This window comes from Kocuria tytonicola, assembly GCF_003687455.1.
GTDB classification, from domain to species: domain Bacteria; phylum Actinomycetota; class Actinomycetes; order Actinomycetales; family Micrococcaceae; genus Kocuria; species Kocuria tytonicola.
Map to the genome: position 1 here is coordinate 61,122 of NZ_PHOA01000002.1, position 17,920 is coordinate 79,041.

General features: G+C 71.9%; 15 protein-coding genes. 5 read left to right on the forward strand and 10 right to left on the reverse strand.

All coding sequences use genetic code 11. The features are described 5' to 3' along the window. Positions 1-154: 154 nt before the first annotated feature. The 6 genes from CWC38_RS00675 to CWC38_RS00700 form a co-directional block, all read right to left on the reverse strand. Entirely contained in the window at positions 155-856 is a 702-nt protein-coding gene (locus CWC38_RS00675) for a LysM peptidoglycan-binding domain-containing protein (protein WP_121844934.1), read from the reverse strand. 428 nt (positions 857-1,284) lie between these two features. Next, on the reverse strand, positions 1,285-2,142 hold the full coding sequence (locus tag CWC38_RS00680; RefSeq protein ID WP_121844935.1) for an inositol monophosphatase family protein: 858 nt from the start codon (positions 2,140-2,142) through the stop codon (positions 1,285-1,287). 8 nt (positions 2,143-2,150) lie between these two features. Next, the gene (ligA, locus tag CWC38_RS00685; protein WP_121844936.1) at positions 2,151-4,469 is read right to left on the reverse strand and encodes an NAD-dependent DNA ligase LigA; all 2,319 of its coding nucleotides are present in this window, start codon (positions 4,467-4,469) and stop codon (positions 2,151-2,153) included. Positions 4,470-4,627: 158 nt separating this feature from the next. Next, complete coding sequence (locus CWC38_RS00690; RefSeq protein ID WP_121844937.1) at positions 4,628-5,704, reverse strand: MaoC family dehydratase; 1,077 nt, start codon at positions 5,702-5,704, stop codon at positions 4,628-4,630. A 4-nt stretch (positions 5,705-5,708) separates the two neighbouring features. Next, positions 5,709-7,091: a 3-oxoacyl-ACP reductase gene (locus CWC38_RS00695; RefSeq protein WP_121844938.1), complete on the reverse strand. Its 1,383-nt coding sequence runs from the start codon at positions 7,089-7,091 to the stop codon at positions 5,709-5,711. Positions 7,092-7,140: 49 nt separating this feature from the next. After that, on the reverse strand, positions 7,141-8,520 hold the full coding sequence (locus CWC38_RS00700; protein ID WP_121844939.1) for an acetyl-CoA C-acetyltransferase: 1,380 nt from the start codon (positions 8,518-8,520) through the stop codon (positions 7,141-7,143). Between the two features lie 71 nt (positions 8,521-8,591). Here CWC38_RS00700 and CWC38_RS00705 point away from each other — a divergent pair, with 71 nt between their 5' ends. After that, positions 8,592-9,272, forward strand: coding sequence for a TetR/AcrR family transcriptional regulator (locus CWC38_RS00705; RefSeq protein ID WP_240624967.1), 681 nt, complete (start codon positions 8,592-8,594; stop codon positions 9,270-9,272). A 36-nt stretch (positions 9,273-9,308) separates the two neighbouring features. Next, positions 9,309-11,423, forward strand: a complete 2,115-nt coding sequence (locus CWC38_RS00710) for an acyl-CoA dehydrogenase family protein (protein WP_121844941.1) — start codon at positions 9,309-9,311, stop codon at positions 11,421-11,423. Positions 11,424-11,641: 218 nt separating this feature from the next. Here CWC38_RS00710 and CWC38_RS00715 read toward each other — a convergent pair whose 3' ends face one another. From CWC38_RS00715 to CWC38_RS00730, 4 genes are all read right to left on the reverse strand, one after another. Continuing rightward, positions 11,642-12,559 carry a PP2C family protein-serine/threonine phosphatase gene (locus CWC38_RS00715; RefSeq protein WP_121844942.1) on the reverse strand — a complete coding sequence of 306 codons (918 nt, stop codon included), beginning with the start codon at positions 12,557-12,559 and terminating at the stop codon, positions 11,642-11,644. Beyond that, a complete protein-coding gene (locus tag CWC38_RS00720; RefSeq protein ID WP_121844943.1) occupies positions 12,556-13,716 on the reverse strand; it encodes an adenylate/guanylate cyclase domain-containing protein in 1,161 nt (386 codons plus the stop codon). Before CWC38_RS00720 ends, CWC38_RS00715 begins: the two co-directional genes overlap by 4 nt. 67 nt (positions 13,717-13,783) lie before the next feature. Continuing rightward, complete coding sequence (locus tag CWC38_RS00725) at positions 13,784-14,317, reverse strand: hypothetical protein (RefSeq protein WP_240624968.1); 534 nt, start codon at positions 14,315-14,317, stop codon at positions 13,784-13,786. Next, positions 14,314-15,294, reverse strand: coding sequence for a biotin--[acetyl-CoA-carboxylase] ligase (locus CWC38_RS00730; protein ID WP_121844944.1), 981 nt, complete (start codon positions 15,292-15,294; stop codon positions 14,314-14,316). Before CWC38_RS00730 ends, CWC38_RS00725 begins: the two co-directional genes overlap by 4 nt. A 261-nt stretch (positions 15,295-15,555) precedes the next feature. Here CWC38_RS00730 and CWC38_RS00735 point away from each other — a divergent pair, with 261 nt between their 5' ends. From CWC38_RS00735 to CWC38_RS00745, 3 genes are all read left to right on the forward strand, one after another. Beyond that, the gene (locus tag CWC38_RS00735) at positions 15,556-15,837 is read left to right on the forward strand and encodes a YciI family protein (RefSeq protein WP_121844945.1); all 282 of its coding nucleotides are present in this window, start codon (positions 15,556-15,558) and stop codon (positions 15,835-15,837) included. 253 nt (positions 15,838-16,090) lie between these two features. Next, the gene (locus CWC38_RS00740) at positions 16,091-17,674 is read left to right on the forward strand and encodes an acyl-CoA carboxylase subunit beta (RefSeq protein ID WP_121844946.1); all 1,584 of its coding nucleotides are present in this window, start codon (positions 16,091-16,093) and stop codon (positions 17,672-17,674) included. Then, on the forward strand, positions 17,671-17,920 hold a 250-nt coding region (locus CWC38_RS00745; RefSeq protein ID WP_133306223.1), incomplete at its 3' end, for an acyl-CoA carboxylase subunit epsilon. The genes CWC38_RS00740 and CWC38_RS00745, both read left to right, overlap by 4 nt.

Sequence of the window (17,920 nt, forward strand, 5' to 3'; positions counted from 1 at the left end):
GCCCCGGAGCGGGCGCGGCCGGTGCCCCGCCGTGCAAGGACACACGAAGAACCCCGCCCCTCACCGCAATGGTGAGGGGCGGGGTTCTGCTGTGGCTCCGGCCCATCAGGTCGGCCGGGTCAACCGTTCATCGACGTGCGATGAGGTGCCTGGATCAGGCGGGGATGTTCAGCACCTGACCCGGGAAGATCAGGTTGGCATCCGCCACGGTGCCGGCGTTGGCCGCGTAGAGGGCCTGCCAGCCGCCGTTGACGCCCAGCTTGTTGGCGATGGTGCCCAGGGTGTCGCCAGCCTGCACGGTGTAGGTGCCGGCGGCCGGAGCGGCCTGCTGCACGGGAGCGGCCGGAGCGGTGTACTCCACGGCGGGAGCCTGCGCGGCCGGAGCGGCCTGCTGCACCGGGGCAGCCTGCTGCACGGGAGCGGCCTGCTGCGCGGGAGCAGTCTGCTGGACCGGAGCGGACTGCTGCACGGAGGAGGCCTGCGGGGCCACGGACGCGCCGGAGGCCATGCCGCCACCGTTGCCGTGGAGGCCCAGGCTGGCGGAGCAGGCGGGCCATGCGCCCCAGCCCTGACCCTGCAGGACGTTCTCGGCCACGCGAACCTGCTCAGCCCACGAAGCGTTGTGCGCAGAGCCTTGACCACCATAAGCAGCCCAGGTGGAGGGAGTGAACTGGAGGGCGCCGGAGAAGCCGTTGCCGGTGTTCGTCGAAGCGTTGCCACCAGACTCGCACTGAGCGAGCTGGTTCCAGGTGTCCATGGAGGCAGCGTTGGCGGGAACGGCGAAAGTACCGACAGCCACACCGCCCATCAGGACAGCAGCGGCACCACGGCGAATAGCGGTAGAAGTCTTCATCATGCTCCGTAAGGCCACCTACGCTCGTTCCCATCCCTGGGTGTCTTCGCGCCGTCGTCTACCCATGACAGTTGGTGTGAGGGGTAGTAACTACGGAATGCTGCCATCTAGACGACGTACGGTGTTGCGGCAGCATCCAGCACAATCCAGACCACGGATCATGTGTGCCTGGAAGCGAACTTCCGGTCACGAAAGTCCGCTGAGGAAGTTGTTGATAACGGTAGCGTAACGATGGCTTGTAGATCAAGTACTTCGTTACACCCTTGTTATCCCACTTCGGGGGACAGCCCCCGTTGCGGGCATGTGTCACGGCCGCGAGCCGGTCAACCCGGGCTACGCTAGGTCACCCCATCCTGCGGGTCAACCCGACGCTGCTCCCGCACGCGGGCACCGGGGGCATCCCCGGACCACAACGGATTGATTTCGGCGGGTCAGGGGCGCGCCCACGCGGCAATGACACTGGCCAGACGGGCCTTTTCGTAGTCATGTGCTTCTGCAACCGAAGTGCTGTGGGATGTGTCACGCAGAGCTGGCGGCGGTGGCAGGTCCGGTCGCTCCACCCCGGCCCCCGCCTCACTGGCAATGAGCGCGCCGGCCGCCCAGTCGTGCTCGTGCAGAGCCCGCTCCGAGTAGCCGTCCAGTGTGCCGTCCGCCACCATGCACAGGTCCAGGGACGCCGCACCCAGACGCCTCATGTCCGAGAACCGCTCCATCGTGTCCAGGAAGCCGCCGAACTGCTCACGGCGCACTGCGGCGTCGTAGGAGAAGCCCGTGCCGTACAGCGCACCGCGGCGTCCGGACACCGGCCCCGTGAGGCGGGAGTCCGCACCACTGCGGCGGACCCAGGCCCCGAGACCGGCCACCGCGTAGTACACGCGACCCAGCGCGGGGGCGTCCACCACCCCCGCGAGCCAGTTGCCGCTCTCGTCGCACACGGCCACCGACGTGGCGTAGTAGACGATGTCCCGGATGAAGTTCGTGGTGCCGTCCAGGGGATCCACGGACCAGCGCAGACCGGAGCGGTGCTCGGGCACGAACGTGCCGGACTCCTCCCCGGTGATGACGTCGTAGGGACGTTCCTCGCGCAGGACCGTGCTCACGGCGTCCTCGGCCGCGACGTCGAACGCCGTGACCCAATCCCCGTCCGAGGACTTGTTCTGGGCATGGAGCTGGGCGGCGTCCCGGCCGCGGAGCACGTCCGCTCCCGCCGCGGCCGCCCGCAGGGCCACCCGCAGCAGGTCCTCGAGCTCGTCCGTTCCGGGGCCGAGCCCCTCCAGTGGATCCGCCATGTCTGCTCCTACTCCCCCGCGGGGCTCTCGTCGCTGCCGGCCGGGGCGGCGTCGTCCTCGGCGGCGTCCCCGAAGGCTTCTGGGCCCTGCGTGAGCAGCCGCTCGAAGCCGGCCTCGTCCAGCACGGGAACGCCCAGGGACTCGGCCTTGTCCAGCTTGGTCCCGGCGTTCTCCCCCGCCACGAGGAAGTGCGTCTTCCTGGACACCGAGCCGGAGGCCTTGCCGCCGCGCTTCAGGATGGCCTCCTTGGCCGAGTCACGGCTGTAGTTCTCCAGCGAGCCGGTGACCACCACGGTGACCCCGTCCAGAGTGCGGGGCGTGGACTCGTCCTCGGTCTCCTCCATGCGCACCCCGGCCGCGGCCCACTGCTCCACGACCCTGCGGCGCCACGGCTCCTCGAAGAACTCCTGGACCGCCTGGGCGATCACGGGCCCCACGCCGTCGGTTCCGGCCAGGGTCTCGAGGTCCGCCGAGCGGATGGCGTCCATGCTGCGCAGGGACGTGGCCAGCGAGCGGGCCGCGGTAGGACCCACGTGCCGGATGGACAGCGCCACCAGCACCCGCCAGAGGTCGGTGTCCTTGGCCTGCTCCAGCTGCGCGAACATCTGCTCGGTGGTCTTGGAGGGCACGCTCGGGCGGGCTTTCGTGGGCTTGGTCCAGAAGTACGGCACGAGCTCCGGAGTGACCCGCTGGACCCTCTCCCCGGTCTCCTTGTCCGTGACCGTCCGCCGGGAGTCCCGCCAGACCATCACGTCCCGCAGGTCCTCGGGGGTGAGGTCGAAGAGCCCGGCCTCGTTGCGCAGGGGCGGCACGGAGAAGTCGGTGCCGTCCGGTGCGTCCAGCGGAACCGGCTGGGTGAGGGCCTTGGCGGCCTCCTCTCCCAGGGCCTCGATGTCGAACGCCCCGCGGCCAGCCGCGTGGTTGACCCGCTCCTTGAGCTGGGACGGGCAGGTCTGCGCGTTGGGGCAGCGGATGTCCACGTCCCCCTCCTTGGCGGGGCGCAGGGGCGTGCCGCACGAGGGGCACTCGGTGGGCATCACGAACTCCCGCTCGGAGCCGTCCCGCAGGGCCACCACCGGACCGACGATCTCCGGGATCACGTCCCCGGCCTTGCGCAGCACCACGGTGTCCCCGATCAGCACACCCTTGGCCTTGACCACGTCCTGGTTGTGCAGTGTGGCCATCTCCACCGTGGACCCGGCCACGCGCACCGGGTCCATGAGCCCGAAGGGCGTCACGCGTCCGGTGCGCCCCACGTTCACGAGGATGTCCACGAGCGTGGTGTTGACCTCCTCCGGCGGGTACTTGTACGCCACGGCCCACCGGGGAACGCGGGAGGTGTAGCCCAGCCGGAACTGGGTGCGGCGGTCGTCCACCTTGACCACGATGCCGTCGATCTCGTGCAGCAGGCTGTGCCGCCTGTCCCCGAACTCCGCGATGAACTCCAGCACCTTCGCCACGGAGCCCAGCACCTTGGAGTACGGGCTCACGGGCAGGCCCCAGCCCTTGAGGACGTCATAGGCCTGCGACTGCGTGGCGAGCTCGAATCCGCGGGCGTAGCCGATGCCGTGCACGAACATGGACAGCGGACGCCGGGCCGTGACCTGCGGGTCCTTCTGGCGCAGGGAGCCCGCCGCGGCGTTGCGGGGGTTGGCGAACGGCGCCCGCCCTTCCTCCACCATGGCCTCGTTGAGCGCGCGGAAGTCCTTGGAGGAGATGAACACCTCGCCGCGCACCTCCACCTCCTCCGGGAAGTCCTCCCCGGAGAGCCGCTGCGGGATGGTCTTGATGGTGGCCACGTTGTGGGTGATGTCCTCACCCGTGGTGCCGTCCCCGCGGGTGGCCGCCCGCACGAGCACACCGTCCCGGTAGAGCAGGTTCACGGCCAGGCCGTCGATCTTGACCTCGCTCAGCCACGAGACCGCCGGCGCGCCGGGCAGCTCGGCCACCTGCTTCTGCGCGCGCTCCAGCCAGGCCACGAGCTCGTCCGTGGAGAACACGTCCTCCAGGGAGTACATCTTCTCCAGGTGCGTCACGGGGCTGAACGCCGCCCCGACCTCACCACCCACCTCCTGGGTGGGGGAATCGTTGGCCTTCAGCTCCGGGTGCAGCGCCTCGAACTCCTCGAGCGAGCGGTAGAGCGCGTCGTACTCCGCGTCCGAGATCACGGGCTGGTCGTGCACGTAGTAGGCGGCGCGTGCCTCCCGGACGCGGTCCGAGAGCTCGGCGTACTCCTCCCGCAGGGCCTCGCTGGGCTCCTCGGGGTTCAGGCTCTGGCCGTTGGCGTCCGTGGCCCGCTGCGCATTCTTGGCGTTGAGTGTGCTCACCGCACCATTGTGACCCAGCACTCCGACACGCACGAGCGGCCACCGGGGCCCCGAAGCGCGTCCGGCGGGGCCACTGCGGGGACACGGCCGGACCCTGGGGCGGGCACGACGGGACCCCCGCACCGTGGGGTGCGGGGGTCCCGGCCGATCGGCGGCGGCTACAGCGCGGAAACCCTCAGGTCCGCGTGCGGGCGGCCCCGCTTGGGGTCCCACACCTGGACGCGAGATGTGCTCCAGTGGGCGCCCCGGCCGTCGTCGTCCACCGCCACGGCCACCGTGGCGGGCAGACGCACCGGCGTGGCGAACTCGACCGACCACGTGAACGGCACCTCGGCGGGCACCCCGGTCAGCGCGAGCGCGCGCGAGGCCGTGTACATGCCGTGGGCAATCGCACCCTTCATGCCCAGCGCCCTGGCGGAGGGGTCCGAGAGGTGGATGGGGTTGTAGTCCCCGCTCACGGCGGCGTAGTCCCGCCCGGTGCCGGCACCCAGCGACCACTGCCCCGTGGGCAGCGGTGCCTCGAACGGCGCCCGCTCCGGGGCGACGTCCTGCTCCGGGCGCGGCTGCTCACCGGCAATCGCGGTGTGGACGCCCTTGGCGAGGTACGTGGAGCGCCCGGCCCACGCGACCGTGCCGTCCTCGCGGGTCAGCGTCACCACGGCGTCGAGCATGGTGCCGGAGCGGTGCGAGCGCAGGTTCTCGGTCCAGGCCGTGGCCGTGACCCGCTCCCCCACCGCCACGTCCGTGACGTGGTGCACCGTGTTGCTCAGGTGCACCATGCCCAGCACGGGCAGCGGGAAGTCCTTGCGGGTGAGCACGGACATGGCCACGGGGAACGCGAGCGAGTGCAGCGCCCCGGAGAACACGGCGGCCTCCGCGGCGCCCGGCGCCATGGGACGCGGGCTCGCGTGCACCACGCGGCAGAAGTTCTCGTGCCACTCCGCATCCGCCGAGAGTCCGTCCACCACGTGCGCCACGCGGGGCAGCTCCAGTGCACCGGAGACCTTCTCTGGCCCGGAGGACCGCAGGGACGCGGGCAGCACGCGCCCTACGGGCGAGTTCCGCAGCGCGGGCAGCACCTTGCGGGACGCCGACGACGCCGCGCCGCCGGCCACGGACGTGGCCGCCCGCGCACCGGCGCTCGCGTACAGGGCCGGGAGCTTGACCGTGCCCGAGGGCCGGGTCCGTTCGTAGCCTTCGGAAACACTGGGAACGGTGGGATCCACGGTGCTCATGCGCTCACGCACCCACCATGCTCTGGCCGCACACGCGCAGCGTCTGGCCGTTGATCCCGCCCGCGGCGTCCGAGAGCAGGAACGTGATGGCCTGCGCCACGTCCACGGGCGTGCCGCCCTGCTGCAGGGAGTTCAGACGGCGGGAGATCTGCCGGCGCGCGGCCGGGATCTTCGCGGTCATCTCCGACTCGATGAACCCGGGCGCCACGGCGTTGACGGTGCCGCCCTTCGCGGCGATCAGCGGAGCCGTGGCGGCCACGGCGCCGATCACACCGGCCTTGGAGGCGGCGTAGTTCGTCTGCCCGCGGTTGCCCGCCACACCACTGGTGGACGCGAGGCACACGATGCGCGGAGCGGGGCCCAGCCGGTCCCAGGCCAGCAGGGTCTCGTTGATCCGCAGCTGCGACTCGATGTTCACGGCGATCACGGAGTTCCACTTGGCGTCGTCCATGTTCGCGAGCATCTTGTCCCGGGTGATCCCGGCGTTGTGCACCACGAGGTCCAGGCGGCCGTAGCGGCCGGCCACGAGGTCCAGGATCTTCTCCCCGGCCTGCGGGTCCGTGACGTCCAGCTGCAGGGCGGGCACACGCAGCTCGTTGGCGAGCTTGGTGAGCGCGTCCCCGGCTGCGGGCACGTCCACCGGGATCACGGTGGCGCCCGAGGCGGCCAGCGTGCGGGTGACCTGCTCGCCGATGCCGCGCGCGGCACCGGTGACCACGGCCACCTTCCCGGCCACGGGGTGCTCCCAGTCCACGGAGGCGTCACCGCGGTCGTCGCCGACCGTGAGGAACTGACCGTCCACGTACGCGCTGCGCCCGGACAGGAAGAAGCGGATGGCGCCGACGACGCTCGGGGCGTCCGCGGGCACGCCGTCCGCCACGAGCACGCCGTTGGCGGTCACGCCGCCGCGCATCTCCTGGGCCACGGAACGCAGCAGACCCACCACACCCTGGCGGGCCGCGGCCTGCGAGGGGGCGAGCTGCTCCGCTCCGGCCACGGTGCCCGACGCCGCCCCGGTTCCGATCCCGGGGGCCGGGCGGGACAGCGTGATGACCCGTCCGCCCGGGCGCAGCTTGCGCAGCGCGGAGGACAGCTCCAGTGCCGGGCCGCCGAGATCCGAGGGGCTCTGCACCTCGGTGTAGTCCAGCAGCACCGCGCCCACGCGGTCCACGTCCGCGGCGCTGCGCCGGACGTCGAGGTCCCACTCGAGCAGGACGGCCGCGGCGGCGTCGGCCGCCCTGCCCCTGCCGAGCACCAGCACGGCGCCCTGCGGGAAGTCGTCGTCGGCGCGGTAGCGGCGCAGCGTGACCGGGCGGGGCAGGCCCAGCTTGCCCGCGACCTGCTTGCCCAGGCCCGAGTTGACCATGTCCAGATATGTGTCCGTCACTTGCAGTTTCTCCCAGATCTCGTGAGGTCTAGCGGTTGCGGTGGGGTGCTCAGACCGAGCGCAGCAGCATGGCCACGCCCTGGCCGCCGGCGGCGCAGACCGAGATGAGGGCGGTCTGCGGCTTGCCCTCCTTCTTGGCACGGGCGGCGAGCTCCTTGGCCGTGGAAGCCACGAGGCGCCCGCCGGTGGCGGCGAAGGGGTGGCCCGTGGCGAGCGAGGAGCCGTTGACGTTGAGCTTGGAACGGTCGATCGAGCCGAGCGGGGCGTCCAGGCCCAGACGCTCCTTGCAGAACTCGGGGGACTCCCACGCCTTCATGATGGAGAGCACGGTGGAGGCGAACGCCTCGTGGATCTCCACGAGGTCCAGGTCCTGCAGGGTCAGACCGTGGCGGGCCAGCAGGCGCGGCACCGCGTAGGCCGGGGCCATGAGCAGGCCCTCGTTGCCGGTGACGAAGTCCACCGCGGCGGCCTCGCTGTCCACGACCTCGGCGAGCGGGGTCAGGCTGTGCTCTGCGGCCCACTGCTCGGAGGTGATCAGCACGGCGGAGGCGCCGTCCGTGAGCGGGGTGGAGTTGCCGGCCGTCATGGTGGCCTCCCCCGCGAGCTTCTTGCCGAACACGGGGTTCAGGGTGCCCAGCTTCTCCACGGTGGAGCCCGGACGCATGTTGTTGTCCTTGGTCAGGCCCTTGAAGGGCGTGACGAGGTCGTCGAAGAACCCGCGCTCGTAGGCGGCGGCCAGGTTGTTGTGGGACGCCGCGGCCAGCTCGTCCTGCGCCTCGCGGGTGATGCCCCAGTGCTGGGTGGTCAGCGCCTGGTGCTCGCCCATGGACAGGCCCGTGCGGGGCTCGCCGGAGCTGGGGACGGCCGGGGCGAGGTCCGCGGGGCGCACGGCCTTGAACGCCTGGAGCTTCTGCATGGTGGTCTTCGCGCGCTGCAGCTTGAGCAGGGCACGGCGCAGGCCCTCGCTCACGGCGATGGGGGCGTCCGAGGAGGAGTCCACACCACCGGCGATGCCGGCCTCGATCTGGCCCAGGCGGATCTTGTTGGAGATGGAGCTCACGGTCTCCATGCCCGTGGCGCACGCCATCTGGACGTCGTACGCGGGGGTGGCGGGGTCCAGCGCGGAGCCCAGCACGGACTCGCGGGTGAGGTTGAAGTCCCGGGAGTGCTTGATCACGGCACCCGCGGCCACGGCACCCAGCCGCTCGCCGGCGATGCCGGTGCGCGCCACGAGGCCGTCGATCGCGGCGGTCAGCATGTCCTGGTTGGAGGCGTTGGCGTACGGGCCGCCCGCGCGGGAGAACGGGATGCGGTTGCCGGCCACCACCACGGGGCGCGTGCCGGTGGCGCCTGCGGCGTGCCTGCCCGCGGCAGGAGCGGATGCTGCGGCCGGGGTCTTGGGGTTCGCGTTCTGCGTGTTCTCGGACATGGGGGTTCCTCCTGGAGGGTGTGTGCGATGTGGATCACTTGAGACCCAGAGTAGCTGATACCCTCGGTATCGTGAAACAGGTCACGACCCCCGTGGACGGCAGGAACAGCCGCTGGCAGCGCCACCGCGCCCAGCGGCGTCTCGAGCTGATCACGGCCGCGCGCGATGCCGTGGCCGTGAACGGCGCGGCCATCTCCATGGAGGAGATCGCCACGGCGTGCGGCACGTCCAAGTCCGTGTTCTACCGCTACTTCAAGGACAAGGCGGGCGTGCAGGCGGCCGTGGGCGAGTACTTCGTGACCCGCATGCGACGTCGCATGGTGGCCGCCGCCAGCGAGGCGGACACGTTCGCAGCCATGATCCACGCGCTGGTCTCCGAGTTCCTGCGCTCCGTGGCGGGCTCCGGCGAGGTGTACCGCTTCGTCGTGACCGCCCCGGACGAGCAGGACTCGACCATCGAGCGCTTCGTCGACTCGGTGCGGGATCTGCTCATGGAGCAGCACGAGCGCCACCACGGCGAGCGGGACCTGCCCGCGGGCGTCCTGCAGTGCTGGGCCGCCTCCACCGTGGGCATGGTCCGCGGTGCCGGGGAGGCCTGGCTCGCGCAGGGCGAGCTGCCGGGCAAGCCCGACCGCCACACCATGAGCCGCATCATCACCACGTGGGCCGTGGAGGGCCTGCGCCCCGTGGCGAGCACGGTCCCGCCGGAGACCTCCGGCGCGGACTCCCCTTCCATCCCGGTCCGTAACTAGGACGTCCCGACGTCCACGACACCCTCAGGAGTCACCATGTCCACCACTTCGGTCAGCGGAACCATCCCGGACACCGACCGCATCGAGGACCTGCCGGAGGACGGCGCCACCGCCCCCTCCGCGATCGACACCGCCGAGCTCGGCCGCATCCTGCTGGGCCGCTGGCCCGAGGCCCGTCTGGCGGCCCGTAAGCGCGCGGAGGACCCCCGGTTCCAGTCCCAGTACAACCTGTCCTTCGAGGACCAGCGCAACGTCACGTTCGAGCAGCTCAAGCTGCTCGCGGACGCCGGACCCCAGTACCTGGGCATGCCCGAGAGCGTGGGCGGGTCCATGAGCCCCGGCGCCAACCTCTCCGCGTTCGAGGAGCTCGTGCTCGCGGACCCGTCCCTGCAGATCAAGTCCGGTGTGCAGTGGGGCCTGTTCGGCTCCGCCGTGCTCAACCTGGGCACCGAGGAGCACCACAAGAAGTGGCTGCCCTCCATCCTGGACGTGAGCATGCCCGGTGCATTCGCCATGACGGAGATCGGCCACGGCTCGGACGTCGCCTCGATCGGCACCACCGCCACGTACATCCCGGAGACGGACGAGTTCGAGATCCACACCCCGTTCAAGGCCGCGTGGAAGGACTACCTGGGCAACGCGGCGGTGCACGGCCGCGCCGCCACGGTGTTCGCGCAGCTGATCGTCAACGGCACCAACCACGGTGTGCACTGCCTCTACGTGCCGCTGCGGGACGAGAACGGCGAGTTCCTGCCCGGCGTGGGCGGCGAGGACGACGGCCGCAAGGGCGGGCTCAACGGCATCGACAACGGCCGCCTGCACTTCGACCACGTGCGCGTGCCCCGCACCAACCTGCTCAACAAGTACGGGGACGTGGACGAGAACGGTGTCTACTCCTCCCCCATCCCCTCCCCCGGCCGGCGCTTCTTCACGATGATCGGCACCCTGGTCCAGGGCCGTGTGTCCCTGGACGGTGCGGCCACCATCGCGAACCAGGCCGCGCTGAGCATCGCGGTGCGCTACGCCGAGCAGCGCCGCCAGTTCACCACGGACTCGGACATCCGCGAGCAGACGCTGCTGGACTACCAGCGCCACCAGCGCCGGCTGATCCCGCGCATCGCCGAGACCTACGCGATGACCTTCGCCCACCAGCAGCTGCTGGACAAGTTCCACGAGGTCTTCTCCGGCCAGGACGAGTCCGACGGCAACCGCCAGGAGCTGGAGACCCTGGCCGCGGCGTTCAAGGCGATGTCCACGTGGAGCGCCCTGGACACTCTCCAGGAGTGCCGCGAGGCGTGCGGCGGTGCGGGCTTCATGGCCAAGAACCGCTTCGTGCAGCTGCGCGCTGACCTGGACGTGTACGTCACGTTCGAGGGCGACAACACGATCCTGCTGCAGCTCGTGGCCAAGCGGCTGCTCAACGACTACTCCGCGGAGTTCAAGAACGCGGACGTGGGGGTCATGGCCCGCTACGTGGCGGACCGTGCCACGGAGGCCGGGTTCAACCGCTCCGGGCTGCGCAAGCTCACCCAGGCGTTCTCGGACACGGGGGACTCCCGCAAGTCCGTCAACGCGCTGCGGGACCCCGCGGCCCAGCGCGCCCTGCTCACCGACCGTGTGCAGACCATGATCGGCGACATCGCGGACGAGCTGCGCGCCGTGGCCCGCAAGTCCCGCACCGAGCAGGCCGAGGCGTTCAACAACAACCAGAACCGGCTGCTCGAGGCCGCCCGCTCGCACGCCCAGCTGCTGCAGTGGGAGGCGTTCACCGCGGGCCTGGAGAAGATCGAGGACCCGGACACCAAGCGCGTGCTGACGTGGCTGCGGGACCTGTTCGGCCTGCACCTGATCGAGCAGGACCTCGCGTGGTACCTCTCCTACGGCCGCCTCTCCATGCGCCGCGGCCGGGCCCTGGAGTCCTACATCAACCGCCTGATCGCCCGGTTGCGCCCGTACGCCCTGGAGCTCGTGGACTCGTTCGGGCTCTCCCCGGAGCTGCTGCGCGCGGAGATCGGCGGCACGGTGGAGGCCGAGCGCCAGGAGGAGGCCGAGTCCTACCACCGCCGGCTGCGCGCGAGCGGTGACGCCCCCGTCAAGGAGCCCAAGCCCGCCAAGGACCCGGGCGCCCAGACCCGCGGGCACCACGGCTGATCCGCACGGCCACCCGCGCCGTCCCTGAACCGGACGGCGCGGACGCGCCACGCACGGCACGCGGCCCCGCGGCGTCGTCGGACGACGACGCCGCGGGGCCGCTTTCTGCGTCCGGGGCGCCGTGCCGCCCGGCCGGGGTTCCGAGCCGTGCCGCCGCTCAGCGCACGCGCGGGATGCAGCACGGCCGCAGCCGGCACCGCGTTCCAGGGTGCCTCGGCTCAGCGCACGCGTGAGATGGAGGAGGTGTTCGCCCGCGGGTCGTCCGCGGCGAGGACGTCCGCGACCACGAGCGTCACGTTGTCCCGCCCCCCGGTGCGCAGCGCGGCCTGGACCAGCACGTCCGCGGCCTCCTTGGGGTGCTGCACCGAGTGCAGGACGCGCGCGATGTGCGCCGGGGAGAGCTCGCCGGTGAGGCCGTCCGAGCACATGAGCAGGCGCTGGCCGGGCACGGCGGGGAGCACCACGACGTCCGGCTCCCAGATCTGCCCCGTGCCCAGGGCCCGGGTGATCACGTTGCGGCGCGGGTGCACCAGGGCCTGGGCGGGGGTGAGCTGGCCGATGGAGACGAGGTACTGCACCTCGGAGTGGTCCACCGTGAGCTGGGTGACGCCCACCGGGCCGGTGGCCTCCGTGACCGCCTCGCCCGGGGTGGGGCCGGTGAGCTGGTAGGTGCGCGAGTCCCCCACGTTGAACACGAGCCACAGCCACGTGCCCGCGATCTGCACGAGCCACGCCCCGGTGACCGTGGTCCCCGCGCGGGTGCCGCACTCCGCCTGGATGGCCTGGTCCGCCTCCCACAGCACCGAGCGGACCCGGTGCACGGCGTCCAGGGCCTCGTTGGGGATGTCCGGGTCCAGCTTGAGCTGCCGGTCGATCGTCGCCCGGAAGCGGGCCACGTCCGTGCCCGGCTCCGGCTCCACGATCCGGTAGTCGCGGAAGTCCTCCAGGGTGAACAGCTCCGAGGCGCCCAGGGTGGACACGCACAGCGCGCTGGCCACCTCACCGGCCTCGTGACCGCCCATGCCGTCCGCCACCGCGCACATGGTGTCGGTGACGATCAGGGCGTCCTCGTTGGTCTCGCGACGCAGCCCGCGGTCGGTGACGCCGCCCGATCGGATGGTCAGGGGAACGGTCATTCGACCTCGTCTTCCAGTAGGGGCCCGCGGCCCTGGGTGATGGCCACGGGGCGGACGTCCCCGAAGCCGCGCACGTTGCGCGTGGGCAGGGGGTCCAGGATGAACCGGTCGTCCCCCGTGAGCACGCGGGCAGTGGACTCGTCCACCACCACCCCGCCGGGCTCGGTGAGCGCCACGAGCCGGGAGGCGAGGTTGACCGTGGGACCGTAGAGGTCCCCCAGCCGGGGCAGCACACGGCCCCACACGAACGCCACCCGCGCCTGCGGCAGCAGGGGGTCGTTCTTGATGAGCCGCGCCAGCGCCAAGGAGATCTGCGCCCCGCCCTCGGGTGTCTCGGACAGGAACATGACCTCGTCCCCGATGGTCTTGATGACGCGCCCGCCGCCCACGGAGATGACCTCCGCGCAGCGCTTCTCGAAGCGCTGCACGAGGTTCGCCAGCGTGCGCTCGTTCATCTGCCGGGACAGGGAGGTGTAGGAGACGAGGTCCGCGACCCCCACGCCGCGCGCGAGCGGCAGCGCCGAACCGCCGGTGTCCGGGGCGGCGTCGTGCAGGGTGAGGGTGGAACCGTCCGGGCGCTCCCCGCGCATCGCGAGGCGCTGCACGGCGGCGGAGAGCTGGCGCCGCCACGCGTAGTCGAGCAGCTGCTCGAGGGGGTCGAGCAGCTCGGGCAGCAGGGTGAGCAGCTCACGGCGGGCCCGGGCGTCGGTCATGTCCCGGTGGGCCACCATGTCCTCGACGAGGGCCTCGACCTGCCATACGACCATGCGGTCCGTCAGCTGCGCCACGGAGCGGGCCAGGGACAGCGCGGCCTCCTCGCTCAGCTTGTCGTCCTGGACCAGCTGGGAGACCACCCGCAGGGCGCGCACGTCCTCGCCGGTGAAGTAGACCTCGTCGTCGCTGAGGTTCGGGAAGCCCAGTGCGCGCCATATCTTCCGCGCGGAGGCCGTGGACAGCTCGGCGTCCCGCGCGGCCTCACGGCGGCGCAGGTGGCGCTGGGAGCCCAGCAGCAGCGAGTCCAGGTGGCGGACGGCCGCCTGGGACTCCTCGGAGCCGTAGAGGTTGGACTGCACGGGATTGTGGAGGTTCAGGTTCAGCTGCTCCGTCTGGGGGCCCGTGACCACGGGGTCCGTGTGTTGCGAGGGGTCATCAGCCACGCGGTCCTCCTTGCTGGGCTGGATGCGGACCGGGGTGGCCCGGGCCGGGAATGGTGCCTGCTCCACTCTAGTTGCCCCGCCCCGCCGCGGCCTCTCGCACGAGCCGCACGAAGCGCGCGGGCTGCGGGCACCCCGCGAGTTTCAGCCCGCCCAGGCTCCCGAAGTCCGCGAGCACCGTGCCGCGGTCCAGGCCCTCGCGGGCCGCGCCCACCTCGGTGGCACCGCGGGTCACACGCACGCAGTGCAGGGCCTGCAGGGGCAGGGCCACCGCGCCGTTCGCGGCGGCCGGGCCCACCAGCGCCAGCCGTGAGGTGGTCAGCACGAAGCGCGTGCGCAGCCACCGCCACGCCGGGGCGAGCACGACCCGCCACGCCGCGAGCAGCGCCGCGGCCAGCAGCACCCACTCCACGAACGTGTGCAGCGCGGTCCACGGGTTCGCGGTGGGCCGCCACGTGAGCTCCAGCACCCGGCTCAGCGCGGAGTAGACCAGCACGGTCAGCCACGCCGCGAGCGCCGGGCGCACGAGCCCCAGCGGATGCGGGTGCGTGGCCACCACGGTCTCCTCCCCCGGCGCGAGCTCCAGGGCGTGCCGGGCCCTCATGCGCGGGTGCTTCCGGGCTCGGCGGCACCGCTGGGGCCGGCCCCCGCATCCTGCCGCTGATCCGTGTCCCGGTCGCGGCTCGCGGGGTGCTCCGCCCCCGGTGCCGCGGGCGCGGGACGGACGTGGACGACGTCGCCCGCGGAGTACTCGTGGTGCGCACCGTCCGCGGTCCGCACCGCCAGCTGCCCGGAGGTGCCGAGGCCCACGGCCGTGGCCACCACGGGTGCCGCGGAACCGGGGAGGTGCACGGTGATCTGGCGGCCCAGGGTGTCCAGCCCGTCCTCGACGGCGCGGCGCAACTCACCCCCGGCGCCCAGCTGTCCCGCGGGGTCCGACGACGCCCGCTCCAGGACCTCGGCGAAGCGGACGAGCACCGCGGTGAGCAGCTCCGGGCGGGTGGGAACGGCGTCGTCGGCCTCCAGGCGCAATGACGTGGCCGTGGCGACGGGCAGCTCCTCCTGAGCCACGTTGATGCCGGCGCCGACCACCACCGTGGGGGCGCCCTGGGAGGGGGCGGCCACGAGGCTCGCGAGGATGCCGCAGAGCTTGCGGTCGGCCACGAGGACGTCGTTGGGCCACTTGACCACGGCGGGCACGCCCGTGAGCTCGCGGACCGCGGTGGTGATGCTGTGCGCCATGAGCAGGGTGAGCCACGGGACCAGCTCCTGGGGCCACGGCCGCCCCGCCCGGTCCACCGGCGTGCACACCACCGAGAAGGTCACCGCGGTGCCGGGGGGTGTGACCCACTGCCGGTCCAGCCGCCCCCGGCCCCGGGTCTGGAACCCGGTGACCACGGCCTCGAGAGCGGGCGGGGCGGCCTCCTCCGGGGCGCGGCGGGCCACGTGCTCCGCGAGCCACGTGTTCGTGGAGCCCACGCTGCCCAGCACGGTCACCGCGCGGTAGCCGTGCGCGCGCAGGGCGTCCTCGAGCGGCGCCTGCCGGTAGTCGGCGGCGGGGTGCTCGTCCGTGGCGTCCATTGTTCGTGCTCCTCGTGGTTTCGGGCCGGGGTGCGGCGTCGTCGTGGGGGCCGGTGCTGCGGGGCCGTGCAGGAGGCCGGTGGTTCAGATCGGAGGTTCAGGTCGGAGGTGCGGACTCGGGGGGAGTGCCCGTAGTGCGGTGCGGCAGCGCAGGGCGGGTCGTGGCGCACCGGGGGTTGCCCCGAGTTTATGCCGAGTGGCCCGGGCATATGCTGGGACGGGTCAGCAGCAGCGCGCCATCGACCCGCGGGAGGCACCCTCGTGAACGTCTTCGCCCTGAACTACACCTACGGCGGCCCGGCCGAGATCCTGGCCGAGCACCGCCCCGCCCACCGCGCGTTCCTGCGCGAGCTCCACGAGCGCGGCGTAAACCTGGCCTCCGGCCCCCTGGGGGACGACGGCGCGCTGATCGTGCTCCGTGCCGAGAGCACCGAGGAGGTGGAGCGGCTCATCCGGGAGGATCCCCTGGTGGTCCACGGCGCCGTGACGGCGCACGAGATCCGCGAGTGGTCCGTGACCATCGGCTCCGTGGGCGAGGCCTGACCCGTTCTCCCCGGCCTGGTGCCGCGTCCCGGGGCGGAAAGGCGTTCCCGGCTGGCACGGCGGCGGCCCCGACGCCGGGTCCGGCCCTCGTCGGCGATCGGTGGGCCCGGGAGGCGCGGCCGGCCGCGAAGATTTCTCCGGGCGGTTGTGGGACATCTACAAAGGAGCCTCCGCGGGCGGCCACTACACTGGAGCACGATTCCCGGGCCCCCGTGGGCCCGCACACGCACCCACCACGACCACGCGAGGTGTCATGAGCCACGACCTGTCCACCACAGCAGGCAAGATCGCCGACTTCCGGCGGCGCCGCGAGGAGGCCGCCGCGCCGGCGGGACAGGCCGCCGTGGACAGGCAGCACTCGCGGGGCAAGAACACCGCCCGCGAGCGCATCGAGATGCTGCTGGACCCGGACTCGTTCGTAGAGTTCGACGCCCTGGCCGTGCACCACAGCACGATGTTCGGCATGGACGAGAAGAAGCTGCCGGGCGACGGCGTGGTCAGCGGCTACGGCACCGTGGACGGGCGCCTGGTGGCCGTGTACTCCCAGGACTTCGGGGTCTTCGGCGGCTCCCTGTCCCAGGTCAACGGCGAGAAGATCGTGAAGGTGCAGAAGTTCGCGCTGCGCAACGGCTGCCCCGTGATCGGCATCAACGACGGCGGCGGTGCCCGCATCCAGGAGGGCGTGGCCTCGCTGGCCATGTTCGCGGACATCTTCCGCATGAACGTGCGGGCCTCCGGAGTGGTCCCCCAGATCTCCCTGATCATGGGCCCGTGCGCCGGCGGCGCCGCGTACTCCCCCGCCCTGACCGACTTCGTGGTGATGGTGGACAAGACCTCCCACATGTTCATCACCGGACCGGACGTCATCAAGACCGTCACCGGCGAGACCGTGGACATGGAGACCCTGGGCGGCGCCCGCTCCCACAACGAGCGCACCGGCACCGCCGCCTACCTGGCCTCGGACGAGCAGGACGCCTTCGACTTCGTGCACGAGCTGCTGGAGTACCTGCCCGGCAACAACCTGCAGGACAGCCCGCTGCTGGACCACGACCAGGTGGACGAGGTCACGGACGAGGACCTCGCGCTGGACGAGCTGATCCCGGACTCCGCGAACCAGCCCTACGACATGCGCACCGTGATCGAGACGGTGGTGGACGGCGGCCAGTTCCTGCAGATCCAGGAGCTCTACGCCCCCAACGTGATGGTGGGCTACGCCCGCGTGGAGGGCCACACCGTGGGCATCGTGGCGAACCAGCCCATGCAGTTCGCGGGCACCCTGGACATCGCCGCGTCCGAGAAGGCCGCGCGCTTCGTGCGCCACTGCGATGCTTTCAACATCCCGATCCTCACGTTCGTGGACGTCCCCGGGTTCCTGCCCGGAACGGACCAGGAGTTCAACGGCATCATCCGCCGCGGCGCCAAGCTGCTGTACGCGTACGCGGAGGCCACCGTTCCGCTCGTCACCGTGATCACGCGCAAGGCGTACGGCGGCGCGTACATCGTGATGGGCTCCAAGAAGCTGGGTGCGGACATCAACCTCGCGTGGCCCACCGCCCAGATCGGCGTGATGGGCTCCCAGGGTGCCGTGGAGATCCTCTACCGCAGGGACCTCAAGGCCGCCCAGGAGAACGGCGAGGACGACGCCGCCCTGCGCGCGGAGCTCGCCCAGCAGTTCGAGGAGGACCTCCTCAACCCCTACCAGGCCGCGGAGCTCGGCTACGTGGACGCCGTGATCTGCCCGTCCGAGACCCGCGAGCAGATCGTGAAGGCCCTGCGCGGGCTCGCGGACAAGCGAGCCTCGCAGCCTGCCAAGAAGCACGGGAACATCCCCCTGTGAGCGGCCACGAGTTCTCCGCCGTGGCCTCCCTGCCGGAAGCCACCGCCACCGACGAGCCGCTGTTCACCGTCACCCGGGGCAATCCCACCCCCGAGGACCTGGCTGCGCTCGTGGCCGTGCTCGGTGCGCGCCCCGAGCCCGAGCAGGCCCCGGCGGCACGCCCTCACCGCGCCCCCCGCTCGCAGTCCCGCCGGATCCGGCTGGGCCTGCGTCTGCGACCGGGGCGCGGCGCGTGGCGGTGGACCC